Source organism: Rhizobium sp. C104, assembly GCF_022354505.1.
Classification (GTDB): Bacteria; Pseudomonadota; Alphaproteobacteria; order Rhizobiales; family Rhizobiaceae; genus Rhizobium; species Rhizobium redzepovicii.
This window is the reverse complement of record NZ_CP092347.1, coordinates 140,631-162,478: the sequence shown is the minus strand read 5'-3', so window position 1 is coordinate 162,478 and position 21,848 is coordinate 140,631. Positions and strand designations below refer to the sequence as shown.

The 21,848-nt window shown below is 60.1% G+C and carries 13 protein-coding genes and 3 pseudogenes; 5 read left to right on the top strand and 11 right to left on the bottom strand.

Going from position 1 to position 21,848, the window contains the following annotated elements; translation table 11 throughout:
* Positions 1-59: 59 nt before the first annotated feature.
* From MF410_RS00715 to MF410_RS00680, 8 genes and pseudogenes are all read right to left on the bottom strand, one after another.
* On the bottom strand, positions 60-1,802 hold the full coding sequence (locus MF410_RS00715; protein WP_096771803.1) for a ParB/RepB/Spo0J family partition protein: 1,743 nt from the start codon (positions 1,800-1,802) through the stop codon (positions 60-62).
* 583 nt (positions 1,803-2,385) lie between these two features.
* Positions 2,386-7,478, bottom strand: a pseudogene (locus MF410_RS00710) (helicase-related protein).
* A gap of 142 nt (positions 7,479-7,620) precedes the next feature.
* Positions 7,621-8,226, bottom strand: coding sequence for a DUF1419 domain-containing protein (locus MF410_RS00705; RefSeq protein WP_064843796.1), 606 nt, complete (start codon positions 8,224-8,226; stop codon positions 7,621-7,623).
* A gap of 124 nt (positions 8,227-8,350) precedes the next feature.
* Positions 8,351-9,322, bottom strand: coding sequence for a DUF3991 and toprim domain-containing protein (locus MF410_RS00700; protein ID WP_096771802.1), 972 nt, complete (start codon positions 9,320-9,322; stop codon positions 8,351-8,353).
* A gap of 202 nt (positions 9,323-9,524) precedes the next feature.
* Positions 9,525-9,701, bottom strand: coding sequence for a hypothetical protein (locus tag MF410_RS00695; RefSeq protein ID WP_170961508.1), 177 nt, complete (start codon positions 9,699-9,701; stop codon positions 9,525-9,527).
* A gap of 653 nt (positions 9,702-10,354) precedes the next feature.
* Entirely contained in the window at positions 10,355-10,996 is a 642-nt protein-coding gene (gene dhaL, locus MF410_RS00690; protein ID WP_064843792.1) for a dihydroxyacetone kinase subunit DhaL, read from the bottom strand.
* A gap of 10 nt (positions 10,997-11,006) precedes the next feature.
* A complete protein-coding gene (locus MF410_RS00685) occupies positions 11,007-11,999 on the bottom strand; it encodes a dihydroxyacetone kinase subunit DhaK (RefSeq protein ID WP_040114043.1) in 993 nt (330 codons plus the stop codon).
* Between the two features lie 21 nt (positions 12,000-12,020).
* On the bottom strand, positions 12,021-12,872 hold the full coding sequence (locus MF410_RS00680; RefSeq protein ID WP_064843790.1) for a TIM barrel protein: 852 nt from the start codon (positions 12,870-12,872) through the stop codon (positions 12,021-12,023).
* Between the two features lie 227 nt (positions 12,873-13,099).
* Here MF410_RS00680 and MF410_RS00675 point away from each other — a divergent pair, with 227 nt between their 5' ends.
* Complete coding sequence (locus MF410_RS00675; protein ID WP_064843788.1) at positions 13,100-14,029, top strand: LysR substrate-binding domain-containing protein; 930 nt, start codon at positions 13,100-13,102, stop codon at positions 14,027-14,029.
* Between the two features lie 71 nt (positions 14,030-14,100).
* On the opposite strand, the gene MF410_RS00670 is transcribed toward MF410_RS00675, so the two are convergent.
* Both MF410_RS00670 and MF410_RS00665 read right to left on the bottom strand, forming a co-directional pair.
* Positions 14,101-14,949 (bottom strand): alpha/beta fold hydrolase, encoded by an 849-nt coding sequence (locus MF410_RS00670; RefSeq protein ID WP_064843786.1) that lies wholly within the window; start codon positions 14,947-14,949, stop codon positions 14,101-14,103.
* Positions 14,946-15,805: pseudogene (locus MF410_RS00665) on the bottom strand (NAD(P)-dependent oxidoreductase). Before MF410_RS00665 ends, MF410_RS00670 begins: the two are co-directional and overlap by 4 nt.
* A gap of 503 nt (positions 15,806-16,308) precedes the next feature.
* Here MF410_RS00665 and MF410_RS00660 point away from each other — a divergent pair.
* The 3 genes and pseudogenes from MF410_RS00660 (at position 16,309) to MF410_RS00650 (ending at position 20,813) form a co-directional block, all read left to right on the top strand.
* Positions 16,309-17,325, top strand: coding sequence for a TRAP transporter substrate-binding protein (locus MF410_RS00660; RefSeq protein ID WP_081284275.1), 1,017 nt, complete (start codon positions 16,309-16,311; stop codon positions 17,323-17,325).
* A gap of 9 nt (positions 17,326-17,334) precedes the next feature.
* The gene (locus tag MF410_RS00655; protein ID WP_064843783.1) at positions 17,335-19,200 is read left to right on the top strand and encodes a TRAP transporter large permease subunit; all 1,866 of its coding nucleotides are present in this window, start codon (positions 17,335-17,337) and stop codon (positions 19,198-19,200) included.
* Positions 19,201-19,815: 615 nt separating this feature from the next.
* Positions 19,816-20,813 (top strand): annotated as a pseudogene (locus tag MF410_RS00650) (MBL fold metallo-hydrolase).
* A 177-nt stretch (positions 20,814-20,990) separates the two neighbouring features.
* Here MF410_RS00650 and MF410_RS00645 read toward each other — a convergent pair.
* Positions 20,991-21,248: a hypothetical protein gene (locus tag MF410_RS00645; protein WP_081284274.1), complete on the bottom strand. Its 258-nt coding sequence runs from the start codon at positions 21,246-21,248 to the stop codon at positions 20,991-20,993.
* A gap of 254 nt (positions 21,249-21,502) precedes the next feature.
* Between MF410_RS00645 and MF410_RS00640 the strand changes: the two genes are divergently transcribed.
* The gene (locus MF410_RS00640; protein WP_239619758.1) at positions 21,503-21,841 is read left to right on the top strand and encodes a hypothetical protein; all 339 of its coding nucleotides are present in this window, start codon (positions 21,503-21,505) and stop codon (positions 21,839-21,841) included.
* Positions 21,842-21,848 lie beyond the last annotated feature (7 nt).

The window sequence follows — 21,848 nt, the reverse complement described above, 5'->3', positions numbered from 1 at the left end:
ACGAAACCGCCGCCGGGAGGACCGGCGGCGGAAGATCAGGCGGAGAAGGACGGGGGCGGCTATTCCGCCGCGATCCCGTAGGCGGTTTCCTCCTCGTCGGAGGCGGCATCACCCACGGGTTCGGCGACGGGATCGCCATGTCCCGTCGCTGTTGGATCGAACCTGTCGACACCGACGTTCTCGCCCTCAGCACCGTCGCCGTCGTCGCCGGTGAGATCATCGGCGTGCTTCATAAGATCTGCGATGTCCTTCGGGTCAGGCGCAAACAGCGCCGCCGGAAGGACGAAGGCAGCATCGGCCGCGAAGTGACCGATAAGTGCCGCGCGGGTTTCGCGGACCCGTGCCCGCGGGACGAGATTGACCGACTTGGCGGCGGCTTCGAGCGCCTGACGCGACAGGCAAAGCAGGAAATCCTCGGTGCCCATGTTTGGAAGGAAAGCGTCCGCGCCGATCGCGTCACCGGCAATGCGCGAGACGACGCCACTGTTCGACATGCCGCGCCGGCATGAGAGCACGTCGATGAGAACGGAGCGGGCGGCGACACGCACGCCGTCCATGTCGAACGACAAGCGTCCGTCTGCGGAATAGAGGCGCGCGACATGACGCTGGAAACGCTTCGATCCGAACACGGTGTCGTTGGCACCGGAATCGACCCGAACATTGGTGCCGGCAAACGCCATGACCAGGAGCGCCATCAGCATGTCGTCCTCGATCGGCGCCCGGGCGAGCGCCTCATGCAGCGCATCGGTACGGAAATCGCCAATCATGTCCTGGCCCTTCTGCGTGACCTCGGGCCTGGTCTTCCCGACGACATCGGTGTCGTCGTCGGCCTCCGTCGAAGCGTTGCCGGCCGGACCGGATCGCCCTTCGGTTTTCCTTGCCTCCGGCATCCGGTAGTGGACGCTCTGCACCTTGCCGTCGCGATCGAGATACATCGCGGTGCAATCGCCCTTGGCCGGCTTGCCGTAGACGCGTTCGGCCTTCTTGGGCAGTTCCGGCTGGCCCCAATTGTTGACCTCGACGATGGCGCCCTTCTTCGGAAGGTTGCTCGCCATCCACTCCTGCTGGGCGCCGAGAAAGGCTTCGACATTGGTGGTGTAGCGATTGTCCTCGTCGGCAGGGCCGAACAGGTCCTCGGCCCACTCGATACCGTACGCGAGGCGAAGATCGTCGCCAAAACTTGCGTCGCGGGCATGCATGCGGGTTTTCGAGAGGCCGTTGGCGATCTGCCACCAGGCCGCCGTGTCGCCCTTCTTCGGCTTATGGGCTTTCCAGACCTCTTTCTGCTCTTCGGACGATGCGGCCGCGATCGTCCTTAGCTGCTGCTCGTTGGGCATGTCCCCCTTCGCCATCTGGTCGAGCATGGAAGGCAGCACGTTGGCGAGCAGACGAAGCTTGCGGATCTGGCGGACGGGAAGCGCGAGCGCCACCGCGATCGCCTCCTCGGTCCAGCCGAGCGCGACCAGCCGCTCGATGCCCCGCCATTGGTCGACCGGATTGAGCGGCTCGCGCGCAATGTTCTCGACCATCGAGCGCATGGCGCCGTTGTCGTTGGCCGCCTCAACGACGATCACGTCGATTTCCTCGAGACCGGCGGCAATCGCCATTCGAGTGCGCCGGTGACCGGCTTCGATGATGTAACCGTTGCCGCCGACTTCCGGGAAAATGACCGGCGGCTGGATCACGCCGACGGCCTTGATCGTCGCCAAAAGCAGGGCGTCGGCCTGCGGCGTCGACTTCGATTGGCGCGTGTTGTCGGGGTTGTCCTTCAGCGCACGCGGATCGACCTTCATCAGTTGCATGGGATGCTCCTTGTCGGGGATTGGACACGGCCCTCTGCCTGCCCTTCTCGCGTCTTCATTCTTTCCGAAGACACTTTCCGGACCGCCGAGCGGGCGGCTGGGTGCAACTGCGGCCGAGCATCGCTGCCGCGAAGGACGAGCGGGGCTTACAGCCCTGCGAAGGACGAGTGGCGGGATGCGGAGGCGGCGGTTGAGCGGAAGCGGCGACCAGCCGACTGCTCTGCGACCGGTTCATCTCCCTCTTCCTCCTTTTCTCCCTTGCCTGCTTCTCATTTCGGCGGCTGACGCCGCCGGCCTGCAAAAACGCATCGGCTTGCAAGCGACTGGATGTCGATCGGGATAGATGGGAGATAAAAAAATGGGCCAGCGGAAACCGCGGCCCATGAAGTGTGAAGGTCAATAAACCTCCAGAGGGGAACAGCTGCTGCGGCGGAACTGGGAGGAAAGCCGCCATGTGCATCAGCTGTGTGCACTATGCTCGAATTTTGACCACTTGGAAAACACTTTTTGTGCACTGCAGCTATGTGAATGCTGCAGCGCTTCCAAAATCCGCGGATGGAGGTCAGGCAAATGGCGTCAGACCTCAGGCCGCTTCCGAGTGGGCCAAACCCTCCTCGCGTGCCACGGCTGCCAATGCCTGATCGACGTCCCGTAGTTGCCGGCGCTTCTCGGCGAGTTCTTCGGAAAACGCAAACAGGCCGCCCTCGCGCGAGCGGTAGGAGGCGAGACGCCGCTGGGCGTCATGAAGGCGATGGCGATAGCGTTCCTGCTCCTCGTCAAAACCGTCGAGCGCGTTTTCGAGGCGGGAGGTAGCGCCAAGCGGCGTCACGGTCACCGGCAGATCGATTTCGTAATCCGCTCCAGTGCGTTGGAGAAGGGTCGTGTAGCGATACCCATCGTCCCTGCCGAATCGCTCGCCGAAATAGACGAGATCGAAGCCTCCGATCGAGGCGATGACGCTCTCGTCTTCCTGCTGGAGCTGAACCAGGGTGAGGATTTCCTTCATCAAGGCGCGACCGGCGGCTTTCCGCTCGTTGAAAGCCTCGTCGACGACCGTCATGGCAAAGGCCTCGGCCGCGGTCGGAACAAGACGGTCAATGTCCTTGCCGATTTCCGCAACACGTCGCTCCGAAATCTCGATATCGCGTTCGGCGTCGCGGATCTGCCGGCGCACCGCATATTGATCGTCGTCATGGGCGGCGCGCAGCCGTTCGAGCCGGGCAATGTCCGCCTCGAGTCCCGCCTTCTGCATCAGGCGTTCGTCGCCACTGGCAATCGCCTTCGCCATGGCGAACTGATTGGCCGCTCCTTCCCCGAGATCTTCCAGCCGGCGGATCGAGGTATCGCCAGACAGCGCCGCCGCGATGAAGCGGGCCTTGCGTTCGTTGTTCTGCCACATCGAGGCGTCAAGCGAACCTTGGGTGGCGTAGGCGAAAATATCGACCTCGTCATGCTGGTTGCCCTGACGAACGATCCGGCCCTCGCGCTGTTCGATCTGCGAAGGCAGCCACGGGACGTCGAGGTGATGCAGCGCCTTAAGGCGCAGTTGCGCATTGACGCCGGTCCCCATCGTGTCCGACGAGCCGATCAGGAAGCGGACCTTGCCGGCGCGGACGTCGGCGAACAGACGCTGCTTCGCCTCGGTCTTCTTGTAGTCCTGCATGAAGGCGATTTCGGAGGCCGGAACGCCCAGGCGGACGAGCTCATCCCGGATCCAGCGGTAAGCGGAAAAGCCTCTGCTCTTCTCGACGTTGATGGTGCCGAGATCGGAGAAGATCATCTGCGCCGCGCCAGGCAGATCGAAGGGCTTGCCGTCGGGTCGCACGAACGTGCTTTGCGACGTCTCCTGCCAGATACGGAAAGCGTTCTGGACGAGCAAGTTGAGCTTGTTGTCCGGCTCGTTGTCATTGTCCACGTCGACCAGGCGCAAATCGATGGCGGCATGGCGACCGTCGGTGATGACGGAGAGCAGGATGTCGTCGCCGGGCTGCGCCGGCCCCTCACGCATCTCGATCGCCTTGATACGGGCGTCGAGGACCGTCTGGTAATTCTTGAATGCCTGGGTCGGCTTGGCCGTCAGGATCTGCCGGCGGCCGGTCGAGATCTCAGGCACCTTGACGTAGTCGCGGAGATCGCCGGGCAGCACCACGTCGGCGAAAGACCGGAACATGGCGATCAGTTCCGGGACGTTGACGAAGGAAGCAAACCGGCTGACCGGCTTGTATTTGCCTGATGGCTGGATCTCCAGTTCCGTCGTCGTGTCACCGAACGTCGAGGCCCAGGCGTCGAATTCATGCAGGCCGCGTTCGGCCAGCGCCGCGTGCCCAAGCTGACGTTGGACCGAAAACATCTCGCCAAGCGTATTGGTAATTGGCGTGCCGGAGGCGAGAACCAAAGCCCGGCCGGGGTCCTTCGTCTCGACGAAACGAGACTTGACGTAGAGATCCCAGGCACGCTGCGAACCGTTCGGATCGATGCCTTTCAAGGTCGACATGTTGGTGGCGAAGGAAAGCTTGCGGAATTCCTGCGCCTCATCGACGATGATCTGGTCGACGCCGATTTCGGAAATCGTCAACAGGTCGTCCTTGCGGGTGGACAGCGCCTCCAGTCGTTCCTTCAGTCCCTCCTTGAGCCGTTCGAGACGCTTGCGGGAGACACGGTCCTCGCTGTCGACCTTGGTCAGCAGCTCCTCGTAGAGCTGCAGTTCATCCTGGATCATCTGCTGTTCGAAACTCGACGGCACGGCGATGAACCGGAATGCCGAATGGGTGATGATGATCGCGTCCCAGGTCGCCGTCGCCGCCCGCGAGAGGAAGCGAGCGCGCTTGTCCTTGGTGAAGTTGGTCTCGTCGGCGACGAGGATGCGGGCGTTCGGGTAGAGCGCGAGAAACTCGCGGGCGGCCTGGACGAGGCAATGGCCCGGAACCATCAGCATCGCCTTGGCGATCAGCCCGAGCCGGCGCTGTTCCATGATCGCGGCCGCCATGGTCATCGTCTTGCCCGCACCGACAGCGTGCGCGAGATAGGCCGAGCCGGACGAAATGATCCGCCAGATGCCACGCTTCTGATGCCCATAAAGAACAAAGGCGCCAGAGGCGCCGGGAAGCATGAGATGGGAGCCGTCGAACTTTCGAGGCGCGATATCATTGAAACGATCGTTATAGACCCGCGCCAGCCGGTCGGTGCGATCAGGATCGGTCCACACCCAGTTCTGGAAGGCCGTCTTGATTTTCTGCAGCTTGTCGCGGGCGGCTTCGGTATCGACGACGTTCAGCACCCGCCGCTCGCCATCGGCATCCTTGAAGACGTCGAAGATCTGCGGCACGCGGCTGTTCAGCGCATCGGCAAGCAACTCGCCGGCGTGGCGTCGGTCGGTGCCCCATTCGGATGTGCCGGCCGCCGTCCATCCAAGTTGCCGCGCCTCGACCGTCCATGAACCGAGTTCCGGCATGTGGTGGATCCTGATCTCGGCGCCCATCGTCTCGTGCACGAAGTCGACGATATCGGCGGCCGGAATCCAGGGAGCACCCAGCCGTGCGGTGATATCAGACGGGCGAAGGTCGGCGGGCTGCACCGCCTGAAGCGCACGGACATTGCGCTCATAAGCGGGATCGAGCTCGGCCGCAGCTGCCGCGGCAGCAAGTTTGGTGCGCACGGCCCCAGAGAGATAAGCATCCGAGGTTTGCCATGAGCCGTCGGCGGGATCGCAAAAGATTGCGTCACCGAGCGCATCGAGAACCGCATCCGTGTCGCAATGCAGAAGCTCGGCGATATGATCGAGGTCGATGCGCCCGCGTTCGTTGAGGACGACCGCTAGAGCATCGGCTGCGGAGGTGATGACGGGCGGGGAAGGGGGCGCGATGACGCGTTCCGAGAAAATCGGCCCGGGCCTGGCGGTGTCGGTTTCGAGGTCATAGTCCTCGATGGAGGCAACCAGCCAGCAGTCGGGATCGTCGCGAAATGGCATAAGGTTCGGCTGGCGATGGGTTTCACGAACCTCGCCCGTCGTCTCATCCTCGATGATCGAAACCGTGGTGTGGTTGATCGGGCCAAAATCGCGCACGAAGTTCGACCAGGCGATGCGCAGCCGCACCTGTAGCTCGCGCCACGGCCGGTCCAGTTCCTGGGCTTTCAGGACGTCGCGCACGGCTTCGCGGATCGGGATCAGTTTGCGGATGATCCGGACGTGCTTTTCAGAAATTCCCTCGCCACTGCGCGCCTTGCGCACCTGCACCGCGACGGGCTCGCCATCGACGACCTGCATGAGGCCGTGCCTGACATCGACAAAATAGCTGCCTTCGCGCATCTTGGCATCGTCGGGGCGGAGATCGACGTTCTCGGCAAGCTCGTCCTCCAGATCGATGTCGATGGCCGTCGGCTCGCCGTCATAAAGGCCTTCCGGAAGAAGAGCGATGGCTGCCGTCAGCGCCGCGTCGAGCTCCTCGCCGGCGCGTGATCGGCACGTATAGGTCTCCCCGAAGGGACCGGAGCTCAGGGCATGGTCGCCGAGGACAAAATCAGGATGCCGCGCGAACCACCTGTTCACGCGGATCGCGCCCTCGTCCTTGGTAGCCGGCCGGACTTCCTCCAGGTCGAGCCACGAAAGGTCGCCTTCCGGCTCGCCTGCCTTGCGTTTGCGAAAGAAGAGGGTGTCGACCACGACATCCGTTCCGGCGTCGCGCCGAAAACTGCCTGCGGGCAGTCGGATTGCGGCGATCAGGTCGGCGGACTTGGCGATGTGTTCGCGTGCGGTGCCGTCCGCCTTGTCCATGGTGCCGGCGCTGGTGACGAAGGCAGCCAGGGCGCCCGGCTTCAGGAGATCGATCGATCGGGCAATGAAGTAATCGTGCAGCCGAAGAACGAGCGAACGATATTGCCGGTCGGAGCGAACCGTCCGATCGGAGAAGGGCGGGTTGCCGATGGCAAGATCGTAGATCGCATTGAGGTCGGCGCGCGCGAAATCGCCATTGATGATGCGCGCCTTCGGCTGCAGCAGTTTCGCGATGCGGGCCGTGACGGGATCGAGCTCGATGCCGGTGACGTAGCTCAGTTCGCGGTACTGTTTCGGCATCAGCGCCGGAAACAGGCCCGTTCCGATCCCGGGCTCCAACACACGGCCGCCGCGCCAGCCGAGACGTTGAATGCCCATCCAGATTGCCCGAATGACGAATTCGGGGTGAAGTGGGCATATTGGGTGCAACGGGCAAGCGACGCATAGTCGCCCACGCTGACCGCGGATTGCAGCGAGTTGCCGAGATCGTCCCAGCCTGTGCGGAAGTCGGCTTCGCCCGGCCGCCGGAACATGCCATTTGCCAGCTCGCCGGCGCCGAAGCCGGTGAAGCGGATGAGCCTCGCCTGCGCGGCCGGAGTCACCGGCAGGTTCATCTTCTCGATTTCGTTGGCGGTGAGGATTGCCGCAACGTTGATGCGTGCCCGCTCCTTCCAGCTCGCGGCGAGCTCGCGGTCGCCATCGTCGAGATAGAAGTTGGCGCGCTGCCCCTGCTTCCGCGGGACCGGCCGGTTGGTCACCGGCAGAGCCGGCTCAGAAGAGGGCGGGGTCGGGTCAGGCTCGTCGTCGTTGGCGGCAAAACCGCCGAACGCAGCGACGCCAAGACCAAGTCCTGATGACAAAGCGCTGCTGCCAAACATATCAAGGGTGAAGGGATCGCTGCTCATCGAAAACTCCTTGTGAGCGAGCGTCATCGATCCGCCGCAAGCGACAGTCGAGGAACGCGAAGGGGGGAGGCCGCCTGCATGGGCTGCGCGGCTATCGTGGTCCGAGCGCGATCGCTTCGCGCACGGATGCAAACGGAAACTCTCAAGCCGCGATCGGCGAGGGGAGGTGGCGCAGTTGTACCGGCAGTTTGGCGGCGATCTCGTCCTCGCTGAGGTCTTCCAGCAGCTTCAGAACAGTGCCGCCTTTACCGCCGTAGATCATCAGGGTGCGTTTGCCGCGCGAAGCCTCTGGCCAGCGCTCGCCAGCATAGCCGCGATAGTCGTCCGCCGTACTGCTCCAGATATGCTCGAGACGCTCCTCGCGCGTCATGGACCGAACCGGGCGGCTTTCGCGCTCAATTATCGCGACGCGCATGGTCTCGACGGAGGCTTGATCGGCAAGATCACAATAGCCGTGAAAATAGCGGATCGCCTCATCGATCCGGAGTGCGAAGAACACCGATGTCACCGAGCCGGTCAGGAACTCGCGCATCGCAAACATCGAACCGCGGATCCAGAGCGGCGGCAGGATTTCGAACATGTAGTCGTGCTCGGCCTCGCCGATCTCGAACCATTCGCCGGCATAGAGCGGCGTTGCGTCGGCTTCCCAGCGGTTGGGCCGCTGGAGATGACGGTCGAACATGCGGAACATCTGCGGTCGGCTTGCGACACCCTGGAAGACTTTTCGGATTGCGGGAGAGGGGTTCATCTACAGCTCCTTCGGAGGTTTCGGACCGAAGCGCGGCACTGTCCTCTCGACCGTGCCTTCCTATTCAGTCCTTCATGACCCCTTGGCTGCCGCCGGCATCGCGACCGTCAGGGTCAAGGGCCGGCTACGCCGGGCGAAGCCTCCCTTGACGCGGGCGGCGCGGATGCGGCACGCCTCCTCCTTCCATCCTTTCCCTCTTTTCCTTTTCCCTGATCTTCAGGGTTTCGTTCCAGTCCTCTTCCGGCGGCCGAAGCCGTGTCCAGTCGCAGCCGGCATCGTCGGCAAGCGTCCGCAGCCGTTCGGCAAACATGTCGCCCTGGGGATTGGCGTCCGTCGCCGCGATGATCTGGACGCCAGTTTTCGCGGCCAGCTCCCGCAACGCTGCCTCCGTGGCCGGCGACCATCCGCCGCCGGTGCTGAGATAAAGCGTGCCCTCCCGCAAACCCTCGATCGCCGCGAGGCTCATGGCATCGATCGCGGCTTCTGTGACGGCCAAGCGCGATGCGCTGTCCGAACCGAAACGGAAAAGAACCTTGGTTCCTCCGGATGCAAAACCCCGGTATTGCGGACCCCGCGCTTCCCAGCCGGTCAAGGCCCCCGCCTGGTCTCGGTGCGCCGCCCACATGCTGCCTTGCGGACCTTCTCGCAGTAGGTCGCCTTTGATAGTCGCTCGCAGCACGTAAGTTGGCACGTGGCGCTCGCCACTGAGGTATCGACATGTCGAGGAACCGGGCCAGGGTCGCCGGCGGGACTGCCAACGATCGGGAAGAGAGAGGTCGCATCTCTCGCCATGTTTCGCCGGCTGCCACTCCGGCTCCGTGATCTGAAACCCGATGAGAGCCGCGATCCGTTCTGCGCCTTCGAGAAAGCCGACCCGTTCGAGATGCTCGACGAGCCGGAACACATCGCCTTTCGCGTCGGACAGTGGATCGAACCATCCGCGTCCTTCATAGGTGACGATGACGATCTCGCCGCCGCGGCGGAATTTGACTGCCCGCCGTGTGCTTTCCTTCGCGTCTATTGCAAACCCGGCATGCTCAAGCACCGCCGCACATCTGACCTGCTCGCGCAACGCTTCTATTTCTCTTCTCTTCATTTTTCCTTCCGATCGCCCGGCGATCGGCCTCCATAGCCCTTCCTTGCCCGTCGGTTCACCCGACCCCTTTCGGCAGGCCCCAAAGAGCAAAGGCCGCAAGGGCGCGGCGCGCAATTGTCGGATCATGCAAGCTGAAATTGGCCGCGGCGAAGCTTCCCTTGCGGCCCGCCGCTCGCAAGGGGCACGCCCCGGCGGTGCCGGCTCAATGAGCCGGCCAAGGCATGTACTCATGCACGATCGCCAGATCGTCGTCGGCGTCGATCTCATCGGAAGGAATGACGCCATATTCGCCGTCAACTTCGAAAAGGGTGACCGGTACCATCAGGTCACGGGAGAGCTGGAAGGCGTGGGACTGGGCGAGAGAGAGATCGTGCGACATTTGAGAGGCTCCTTCGGGAGCGGGCCAATTCCCGCTCGATGGCTCCTCCAAAGGCACGGGTCCGGGCGCGATCACCGCGACGCAAAGCGGAAGCGGCCGCAGCTTGCTAGCGGACCCCTCGCGGGTTGATCGTGGAAGATCCGGAACCGGCCAGGACGCCATCGGTAAAGAGCGGGATTGGCTTGCTTCCGTTTGGGCCACCGTTTGACGCACGATTTTCGAGCTTCGTGCCAGGTCGTCGCTCCCCCAGGCCGATTACTCGTGTCTTCGATTTAGCGGGTCAGGTGTTAGCTGAGCGAAGGAACTCTGCGTCGCCGCGTGACCGAATGTCGCGTCAGCTTCAGTCGTGGCACCGCCTAAGTTGCGATGAGTCGTGCCTTTCGCGGTTTGCGGAACCCGACCCTGCAAGCGAGAGCGATGGTGCCCGGAGACCGAATGCATAGTTCGCCGCCGACCCAATCTGTCCGCTAAGTTTGATTCCCGGATGGCCGCGAAAGCGGGTGTCCACCCTCGGGCGGCACACGGAGGAGTGTTGCCGGATTTCTATCGCGGCGCGTTTCACATCAATAACCGAGCGGCACTCTGGATTGGCTTCCCCTTAAGCTCGGCATCACTTCGGTTCTCAGTATGATCACGCTCAAGAAGCGATGACACTATTGAAGCCTATCACGGGTTCCCTCAGACAACTCCTTGAGGATCAGCGCGCAAGACGTCGCACCAGCATCCAGCACGCCGAGCGATCGTTCGCCCAGCCTGCTGGCTCGGCCGATCCGTGCGATCAAGTTCACCGTCGAATCGCGGCCACTTTCGGCTGCCGCAACGAGGAGTTCCAATGCCTCGTCGAAGGATTTTCCTTCTGATGTCGCTTTGTCAAAAGCTTCAACAGCAGGCACCAACGTGTCAAGCAATGTCTTGTCGCCGACTTTAGCCGAACCAATTTCTTGAATACCCGTCAAGCCAGCATGCAGCATTCGGCTGAACGTCTTGCTGTCGATCTGGTCGACCTGATCGATCTGCTGGGCAAACTCGGTGAACATCACACCGTAAAGCGGACCCATAGATCCGCCGATCTCGGTCATCAGGACTGTTCCCAGGGTCTCAAGCGCTTTTGCGAGCGATAGCTCCTTGCCGCGTATCCGGTCGGCCACTAAACCGAAACCTTTCGCCATATTTATTCCGTGATCGCCGTCGCCAATCTTGCCGTCGATCTCGCTGAGGTAGTCGCGGTTGTCGATGATCGCTCTTGCCATGGAGACTACGATTTCTCCGGCTGCCGCGTTATTCATTTTTTGCATTGTTCCCTCCTTAAAGTGTCGCCGCGCAGCGAACCTCGACCTCCAGTAGCGACTTTAGCTCTTCATCGAGCGCCATAACCGTCAAAGTCGCTCCAACCATCTCAAGAGACGTGAAGTAGTTACCAACATACGCTTTGTGGATCCTGAGGCCGCGGCCGGAGATTTCCTCCTCGACTGTGTCGAAGAGAATGTAAAGTTCGTTCAGCGGTGTCGCGCCAAGGCCAGATACCAGTACGGCCACTTCTGTCCCCGAGCCGAGATCATGGTCATCCAGCACGATCTGGCACATATCCTTGGCGACCTCTGATGCGCTCTTGAGCGCTTCTACTCGCACGCCCGGCTCGCCGTGATGGCCGATACCGACTTCAATGGTGCCAGGCTCGATCTGGAAGTTCGGATGTCCGACCGCTGGAAGAGTGCACGGCCCCAATCCGACACCGACCGAGCGGCAATTGTCGATGGCCTTCTGCGCTGCGTCACGAACCTCGGATAGGCTGGCGCCCATCGACGCTTTCGCTCCCCCCACCTTCCACATGAAGATCTCTCCGGCAACGCCTCGGCGCTTCGCCTGCTCCTCCGCGGGGGCGGAGCATACGTCGTCGGTTGCAACGACCGTGGCAACCTCGATGCCGTCCTTTGCGGCGAGCTTCATCGCCATCTTCACGTTCATGTTGTCTCCGGCATAATTTCCGTAGAGGACAACGACCCCTTTCCCACCATTCGCTTCGCGTATGGCATCCTGAAAGCTCTTGGCCGTTGGCGACGAAAACAGCTCGCCGACCGCGACCGCGTCAAGCATGTTGCGGCCTATATAGCCAATGAAGGCAGGCTCGTGTCCGGAGCCACCTCCAGTTACGACACCCACTTTTCCTTGCGCGGGCCGGTCAATCGCCGTCACCACGCGTTGGTTTTCGGCGAGGCGCACGATGTCTCGGTGTGCCTTCACAAAGCCCTTGATGGTATCTTCCACGACCTCATCGCGGTTGTTTACAAAACGTTGCACTGCGTCCTCCTCCAGACACGGTCATTGATTGTCGTTGAGCGCTCGCCGGACGACCTTGAGCGACCGAGCCAGCGAGTCCTCGATCGATGACAGCGGCACGGGATCTCGGCGGCGAACGGGCTGCGCCTGCCGATTGCGATGCAGTCTCAAGGGAAGTTCAATACTGACCGGGAGGCTGTCGAGCTTTGCGATTGCAGCCAGGAGGCGCTCGCACCCGACCTTGCCGTCGCCGATATCGCAGAAAAACCAACCTTCGTCGGTTTCACGAACATCCTTGATATGGGCGTGCGCCGATTCCGGCAGCGCCAGGATTCCATCACCTGCGAGATCGTCCATGTCCGGTCGATGTGACGCTGTGTTTGCGGCGTCGTAATTTAGCTTTAGAAAGGGCGATCCGAATTCCTCAACAAGAGAAATACCGTCTCGCGCGGTGTTGATCAGGCTATCGCTGCCGTCTCCTGGGTTTTCCAGGCCAACGATGATATCGAAGGCTTCCGCTCTTCTCAGTATGGTTTCGACGTTGCGACGGAATGTTGCCTCTCTTTGTCGGGCGGCCGTGTTGGTCGCAATAACCTTGGCTCCAATCGCCGCGGCGAATGCCATGCGGCCCGTGAACACTTCGACCGAATCTTCGAAACCGAGGTCGATGTGCGACGACATTGCATGACACAAGAGCCCCGAAAACCTAAGCGCGCTGCGCCAACTGGTCATCTCGGAAGGTTTGAAGGCGGTCTCGTCAAAGGGTTCTGTATATCCAACGATAAAGGCCGGCTCGAAATGCGTGAACCCGAGGGTTGCCGCGCTCTCCAGTGCGGCCTCTCTGCTATGCCCGTCGTACGGCGCGCCGGACACGGAGATCACCCGTTCAGCCATGCATTCCTCCCTTAGAAGAACGGCGCAAAGTCCGTTCCGAAGGGCAAAGTGTTAAAAACGCTTCATCCGGACAAGCGAATTCCGTCGGTCAATGCATGAATACATCTCAACAGCTGCATCATTTGCGTTAAATTTCCTCATGGAATATAGATGAAGGGCGTCCTCCAGCGTACTGAATCTCTCCAGTGGGAAAGGTGGCGAGGCACGCATAAACGGGAGGAGGGGTGATGAGCGCGTTGGAGTTTCCTTCGCTGCGATCGCTACAGGTGTTGGAAGCTGTCGCACGTCTTGGATCTTTTGGAAAAGCCGCCGAGGAACTGAGCATCAGCCCCTCGGCCGTGAGCCATCAAATGGCCGCGCTGGATTCGGAGCTCGGAATTGCTTTATTTCATCGCTCCGGGCGTTCAATCATACTGACTGACGCGGGGAGGGCTTACGCCGAAGAGATCAGCGCCTCGTTTCGAAGGATCGAGAGCGCCACGCGCAATTTCACGAAGAAGGGCAAAAGTGACATTCTGAATATCCATTCGGTCGTCAGTCTAGCTTCGCAGTGGCTCATGCCTCGCCTGGCCCGGTTTAGCGCCCGCTATCCGGAGATCGATCTTCGACTGCACGCTTCTGGTGACCCGGCCGAGCTCAGGACCGGCAACGTCGATATAGACATCCGCTACGGAACGCAGCCCGTGGAGGTTGGCATCGCCGTCGAGCCCTTCCCACCCGAGCCAATAATGGTCCTGTGCGCCCCATCGTTGGTCGAGGGCGCAAACGGAATACGCTCACCGCAGGATCTCGCCAGATTTCCGCTCATCCACTCCGAAGTGAACCTCTATCGCTGGCAGGATTGGGCCGACGACCACGGTGTGAGGCTCAACATGGATCGGGGACTGCGTTTCGATAGATCTTTCATGTCCATCAATGCGGCCGCGGATGGACTTGGCGTTTGCCTGGAAAGCCTCATACTCGTCCGGCAAGATCTGAAAAGCGGGAGGCTCGTTGCGCCGTTTGGCCCGGAAGGCCCCAGCATCAATTGCCATAGTCTCGTGTACTTGAGGTCCAGGGCAAGAACACCAAAGATCGCTCTGTTCAAGCGTTGGATCGAAGAGACCCTGGCTGGCGACACGGTTTCTGCGAGTGAGATCGACGTCGGCGGGAGGTGAGTTATGCACACTCAGGGTCGGTGATGCGCGACTGGTGGATCAGACGCGCATCCCCGACGTCAGGCAGTGGTTTAGCCAAAGAATTTCCGGAGTTCGTTCGCTATGAATTCGGGAGCTTCTTCCGCAACCCAGTGACCCGAGCCCGGGATCAATCCGCCTCGAACGTCACTCGCCACCCGCTGCATTGATTCCATCGTCTCCATGCCGCGGCCAAAACCACTGTCTCCGCCCAGGGCGAGGACCGGCATTTCGAGCTTGCCATCCCTCTCGAGGAATAACTCGTTGTCTTTGACGTCGGTTGGAAAGCCCCGATAATAGGCGAGAAGTGTGCGTAGGCCACCCGGTTTTAGGTAGGTACGGAAATACTCATTCTTGTCTTCCTGAGATAGCACGTTTGCCCGGCTGCCATAATTGTCAAACAACCATTCCAGATAGATATGCTCGCGACCGCCGAACATCGCTTCCGGCAAATCCGGCGTCCTGAAGAAGGGGTGGTGCCAACGCCGGCCGCCTTGCGACATGTCCGCTCCATCGCCAGGAATGGTAACGTCCAGGATCGCGAGCTTGCTAACAGCCTCCCGGTGCTGCGCGGCCAGGGCAAACGCCACCGGGCCGCCCCAGTCGTGTCCCACAAGATTGAAGCGATCGATCTTCAGATGTTCAGAAAGAAGCTCCCACACGTCTTCGGCAATCGTCTTCTTGTCGTACCCATCGGCGGGCCGGGAAGTGTCGCCGAGGCCCCGCAGGTCCGGCGCGATGATCGCGTACTTGTCGGCGAGGAAGGGGATCACGTGCCGCCATTCGTGCGAACTCTGCGGCACCCCGTGAAGGAGAACCAGCGGCTTACCGGATCCTGCGGTCAGGTAGTGCATGGTGATGCCGGACAGTCGCGCGTAATTGCTTTTGATCTCGGCACTCATTTCTTTGCCTCCTTCTGGCCCGCGGTCATCCCCCGATACGCACGAATGACCTGACTGTCATCTGCCGAGCCCGACCCCTGGCCAGACGCGGCAAGGAAGAACTGATGCGCAACGGAGGCGAGCGGCAGGGCGGCCCTGGCAGAGGAGCCAGCGGCAAGCACGATACCGAGATCTTTCACAAAGATGTCTACCGCGCTCGTTACCTCTGGGTCTTCCAGAAGCATACGCTGGCCACGATCGTTGAGCATCCAGCTGGCAGCCGCCGAGCCGGACACGATCTCGAGTACCGTTGAGGTGTCGAGCCCAGCCCTTTCGGCGAGCGACAGCGCCTCAGCCGCTGCCGCCAAGTGTACACCGCACAGCAACTGGTTGACCGCTTTGGCAACCGATGCCTGGCCAGGCCGCTCCCGAGATAATAGATCTTGGAGCCGAGCACGTCGAGAAGATCGCGGCTCATTTCATAGGTTTGCCTGTCGCCAGCCACCATAATGGAAAGCGACGCGTCACGCGCTCCGGCGACGCCGCCGGAAACAGGTGCATCCAGAAACCGGTGACCGCGAGCAGTCACGGCCTCGGCGAGCTGTTCAACCTCGCCGGGAGGGCATGTTGACATCAGGACGACGATGCTGGTCCTGGTTGAATTTGCCAGGGCGCCCCGTTCGAAGAGGGCTTGGTGCGCCTGGTCGATGTTGACCACCATCAACATCAAGACGTCGGTCTCGCTGGCGGCTTCTGTGGCGTCTGGATAGGCAGTCCCGCCACTGTCAGCGAAGCTTTTTAGAGCATTCTCCGAGATGTCAAACCCCTTGACGTTGAAGCCGCTTTTTAGGAGATGCGACGCCATGGGCAATCCCATGGAGCCGAGACCAAAAAAACCGATTGTCGGTTTTCCCGGTCCTCGTGCCGGGCTCGGCTTTGTTTCTAAAGCTTGGTGCAATTCCGGTCTCCTCCGAGATACTGGCACGTCATAGGTCGGCACATCCCACCGGAGTGCCATGGTCGCATGCAAAGCGGTTAGCATAGCGGCTTCCTCCACATCAAAAGAGTTTGCCCAAAAAACATGTGATCTGGATTCATGTTGCCTGGCGCGTTCTCCTAGAAAAACTTTGTCTCCATCGCGGGTCACGCCGAACTCGCCTGAGTTCAACTCACCATTGGCCTGAGGCAATTCATTTGCGGACGTTTGGCGCAAGCGCCTATTTTACGTCCAGCCGCACAGTGGGAGGCTTCCGGCTTCAGCGACGTCACACCAAGGTCTAAGCAACCTGCGAGAAACTGAGGACCGCTTACGAGGAGAGCGCCTGCGCTGGAGGCTCCTAAAAACATCGACATAGATCAACACGGTTAGAGGAGGAACCAATGATCACAATGAACCGCCGTACCCTTATTATGAGTTCCGTGGCGATGACCGCCACGCTTGCGGCACCTCGCACAATGCGCGCGAGCTCGCCAGAGTTTTCGTTTAAATTTGCCAACATCATGCCCGTTGATCATCCGCTCAACACCCGCATGACCGAGGCTTCCAACAAGATCAGCGAGCAAACAGACGGCCGCGTGAGTATTCAGGTGTTTCCCGCGAGCCAGCTCGGCACCGATGCTGATATGCTCAGCCAGCTTCGATCGGGTGGCCTGGACCTTCTTGCGCAGACAGGCCTCATCGCAGCGACACTCGTTCCGCCCGCGGCCATCACCGGCGTAGGATTTGCCTACCCCAACTATGCTCAGGTCTGGAAGTCGGTGGATGGCGAGCTCGGCCGGAGCATCCGGACGGCTTTTGAGAAGGTCAACCTGATCGCCTTCGAGAAGATGTGGGACAACGGCTTCCGGCAGACCACCTCGATCGGCAAACCGATCAAGTCGCCCGAGGACCTCAAGGGCTTCAAGATCCGCGTCCCTCCTGCGCCGCTCTGGACATCGCTCTTCAAGTCCCTCGGCGCCGCGCCGACATCAATTCCATGGGGCGAAACCTATTCCGCGCTTCAGACTCACGTGGCTGACGGTCTCGAAAACCCGCTCGCTGGCATTTACTTTGCCAAAATGTACGAGGTTCAAAAGTATCTTTCCCGGACCAACCATATGTGGGACGGCTTCTGGATCCTCGCCAATCGGGACAACTTCGAGATGTTGCCTGAGGACTTGCGTGACATTGTCGTCACCGAAATCAATCGCTCGGCTCTCGTGCAACGCGCTGATGTCGAAAAGCTGAATTCCGAACTCCAGGCAGAGCTGACGAGCAAGGGTCTTGAATTTATCGACGTCGATACTGCCCAGTTCCGCGCGACGCTGCAGGCTTCGTCGTTCTACTCCGATTGGAAGGGGCGTTTCGGCGAGGAAGCATGGGCGTTGCTGGAGTCTACCTCGGGCAAATTGATCTGAGGCGTTGACATGGCTACTTCTGAAAATGTCAGCCCCCCGGTGATTGGCGCGTGGCCAGTCCTGGCCAAAGCTGAAGCGGGCGTGGTGCGCCTGATTGAATTGATCGCCGCAGCACTTGTTGTCGTCGAGGTACTCGTGCTGTCGGCGGGCGTCTTCGCCCGCTATGCATGGGGCGAGCCGCTCATCTGGTCGGACGAGCTCGCCTCCATGTTGTTCCTCTGGCTTTCGATCGTGGGCGCGGTCCTCGCTTTTCACCGCGGACAGCACATGAGGATGGGCGTTATCGCGGACGCGATGCCGCCCGTCGTAAAGGCAAGACTGGAGGTGGCTGCACTTGTCTTTTGCCTTTCGGTCTGCGTGCTTCTTCTACCCAAGGCCACGGTCTACGCTCTTCATGAAGTTCCGGTCGTCACTCCCGCGATGGAGGTTTCGGTCGCATGGCGTTCGTTTGGTCTTCCGATCGGACTTGGCCTGATGCTTATCCTTGGCGTGACCAATGCCCTTCAGCGCATCAGGCTGAGCGATTTCCTGATCGGAGTCCTTGTAGCCGCATGCTTGATAGGGTTGGCGATTGCGGCGAAACCGTTGATCATGGCGATGGGCAACTGGAACCTCGTGCTTTTCTTCGTAGTCTTCATCGCACTAGGTGTGCTGAGCGGCGTACCAATCGCGTTCGTGTTCGCTCTCGCTGCCATCAGTTATGTGGCTCTGGGTACGAGCCGTCCGATAAGCGTGATCGCGGGTCGGCTTGACGAGGGAATGTCGCATCTTCTCCTGCTGGCGGTCCCGCTGTTCGTGCTGCTGGGTATGCTGATGGAGGTTACGGGCATGGCAAAAGCGATGCTGAACTTCCTGGCGTCCTTGCTCGGACATGTCAGAGGCGGCCTGTGTTACGTCCTCGTCGCGGCAATGTATCTGGTGTCTGGGATATCGGGTTCGAAGACCGCCGACATGGCTGCTGTCGCCCCGGCACTGTTCCCGGAGATGAAAGCGAGAGGATCAAAGCCCGGTGATCTCGTGGCCCTGCTTGCGGCTACGGGTGCGCAGACGGAGACGATCCCGCCGAGCCTCGTATTGATCACCATCGGATCGGTTACGAGCGTATCGATTTCGGCCCTGTTCATAGGCGGTCTTTTGCCGGCGTTCGTCTGCGGATTGATGCTTTGCGTTGTCGTCTGGTGGCGCTATCGCAACGAGGACATGTCGGGTTTTCGCAAGCCGCCGGCCAGGGAGATCTTCCGCACATTCCTGATTGCGCTTCCGGCTTTGGCCCTGCCTTTTATCATCCGTACAGCGGTTGTCGAAGGCGTTGCTACCGCCACGGAAGTCTCGACAATCGGCATTGCCTACTCGCTGCTGGCAGGCCTCCTCATTTACCGCCGGTTCGACTGGAAGCGGGTGGGTCCGATGCTGGTGGAAACGGCGGTCTTGTCCGGAGCCATCCTTTTCATCATCGCGGCGGCAACGGCTGTGGCCTGGTGCCTAACTCAATCGGGTTTTTCGCGTGGGCTGGTTCAGACGATGGCGGGTCTACCCGGAGGAGCGCCGATCTTTATGATCGTGTCGATCGTCGCGTTCATTGTGCTCGGTAGCGTGCTGGAAGGCATTCCCGCGGTGGTTCTGTTCGCACCTCTGGTATTTCCGATCGCCAAGGGATTAGGGATCCACGACGTGCACTATTCGATCGTGGTCATTCTCGCCATGGGAGTGGGCTTGTTCCTCCCGCCGTTCGGCGTCGGTTATTATGCCGCCTGTGCAATCGGCCGTGTGAACCCGGTGGAAGGGATAAAGCCGCTGTGGGGGTACATGATCGCCCTGCTTCTCGGGCTTGCGATCGTCGCAGCGGTGCCCTGGATCTCGATCGGCTTCCTATGACGTGCGACCGTAGGCGGCCGGTAGAGAAGTCGGCCATTCTACGATCGTAACCATGTCGGATAAGGCGGAATGCCGGGCTGGCAACGTGCTTCAGAAGCATGCTGCTGGCTCCGCAATATGCCCGGGAAGGAATGTAGCGCCCACCGGAAGATCGTTACGTCCTCGCGGTTTTCCGTGGCTTCTTCCTCAAGGAGCGGTGCGCTCTTCGAGGGAAGAGGTAACATCTATCCTCCTACCGCTTAATGAACACAGTTGGCGACCTGACGCAGAGCCACTCACATGACAAAGAGGCAGCCAAGGCGATCCACGATAATCTTGCCGATACTCGGATGCGAGCCGCGTCCCGCAGTCAGGGAGCCAAGAGTTCTTTCGAACTCACCGTAAGCCAACGAGATCTGATGGCCGGAGCAACGCGGTACCCCGAAACCGCTTGTTTCGATTGATTAATCGCAGGTCCGAGCGAGATCATTTGTTGAGCGATGCTCATTGAAATGGACTTGCAATTCAATTGTCGTAGACCTGCCACTTGATACCTTTCCAATGCAGACAAAGCCGAAATCCGTCGCAAGACAAGCGCGGTCTGCAGACGCTTTTTTACAAATGGGGAGGAGTGAAATGGGAAATGAACGTTTCGAGATCGACCGCCGCAACTTACTATTGGCAGGGGGAGCTGCTTTGAGTGGAGCCGTTTTGGGTGCGAACAGTATAGCGGCTCACGCTAGGGCGAGCCCCGTTTCCGGGGCACAAGCTCCGGACTTTTATCGATTTGCCATTGGGGACGCCCAGGTAACCATCGTATCAGACGGCCCACTTCCGCTCGGCGACCCGACACAAAGCTTTCTCGGCGTCCCGGCCGACGAGATAAGATCCATGCTAAACCACAGCTTCCTGCCCACGGATGAGATCGTTCTCGCTCAGAACGCACCTGTCGTAAACATCGGTGGCAAGCTGATTTTGTTCGACACGGGGATGGGATCGCTTAAGCAATTTGGCCCGACGACTGGCCGTCTCAAGTCTTGCTTGGCCGCCGCGAATATTGCGCTGGAAGATATTGACGCTGTCGTCTGTTCGCATGCTCATTGGGACCACGTCGGCGGAATCTGGGGCGACGACGGGAAACCAACGTTTCCAAACGCCCAGGTGTACATCAGCCAAACCGACTACGATTTCTGGACCGACGAGAAAAAACTTGGAGGCGATCTCAACGGTCTTGTTAAAGCCGCGATCCACAACCTCAAACCCGTGCGGGACCGCATGGTTTTTTCCAGGACGAACAAGAGTTTCTTCCTGGTATTCATGCCATTAGCGCTCCTGGACACACACTCGGCCATAGCTGCTTTATGATTGAATCAGCAGGAAAGACAATGTGCTATGGCGGCGACCTCACTCATCATCCTGTGCTTCTGTTCGAAAAGCCTTTGATGGAATTTGCGTTCGATACCGATCCCAAACTGTCGGCTCAATCGCGTGTGCGCATTCTGAAAATGCTGGCCTCCAATAGAATACCCTTCATGTCCTACCACTTCCCATGGCCGGGCTACGGGCACGTTGGCATAGCGGGAGAGGGCTTCGAGTATTTTCCTGAGCCACTACATCTTAGCCTGTTGGACTGAGTGGTAGAGAAGGGCGCGAGGGCAATACCTTCGCGTCAATCCTATCCGGAGGGCAGTCGAACGAAATCATCACATGGCGGAAGTTACGCAACAAGCAGTGTGCGCCTTCATCGCGTTGCTAGACATCAAGTCTCGCGGGAACGCCAACTGAAATCAAGAGCGATCGGCGGACCGCACCTAAAGGCCATTCCTGATCGGAAACATATCCTCGCCGTAGTGGTGAAGCCTCGTGTGATGCCGTCGGCATAACCAGCGCACCTTTAAAGGGTCGTCGTATTGATCATGATGGGCGTCGACCATTTCAATCCCGCAGACCTCACATGTTTGCTTTTCCAGCTCGCCTGCCTTTACAGCTCGCTGTACAGCAAGATGAGCATCATATTTCGCTGGATTAGCACGGCGCCAATTTGCTTGGCGGGTGTCGGTTTTCAGCATCGCCGCATCCTGTGCCTGTAATTTTGCGCTCTCGACCGATAGATACCTGGAAAGGGCTGCAGGCTCAAGTTTCGGCACAGATCGACGGCGTCTGTCCGTGGCTCCGCGTCCGAAAACAAGATTTCTCATTGCCAGAAATGATCAGGGTTGGGCGATCGAGATCCACCTTTGCTGCCCGCAATCTTCGCACCGGCGGATACGATATCGCTCGGGTGGATCGGTGCTCCCGATCTTAGCGCGCTGGATGACTAAGCTTGAAATTTCTGCTCGATACATATGTCCTGAAGGAGATCGGTCGAGCCGAACTGCACGAGAATGTGGCAGCCCTCGATATGATTGAGGATTCCGATCTCGCGGCTAGCGTGAGCTCAGTTCGAGAGACTGCGAAAGGCATCAAAAAAAGCGTAGGACCGACGCTGTCGCGAACGTGTCCGCCAACGCTTCCGACGCCATCTTCGCCGCCTATGAAGGTCGGTATCCTTCCTGTCGATGACAATATCGCCCGTCTTGAGCCATTCATTCACTCATTCACCGAGCTTCACCGCCACTGCGCTCTTTTTTGGAACTCAACCACCGCCAAACGTAGTCTTTGATTCTCTG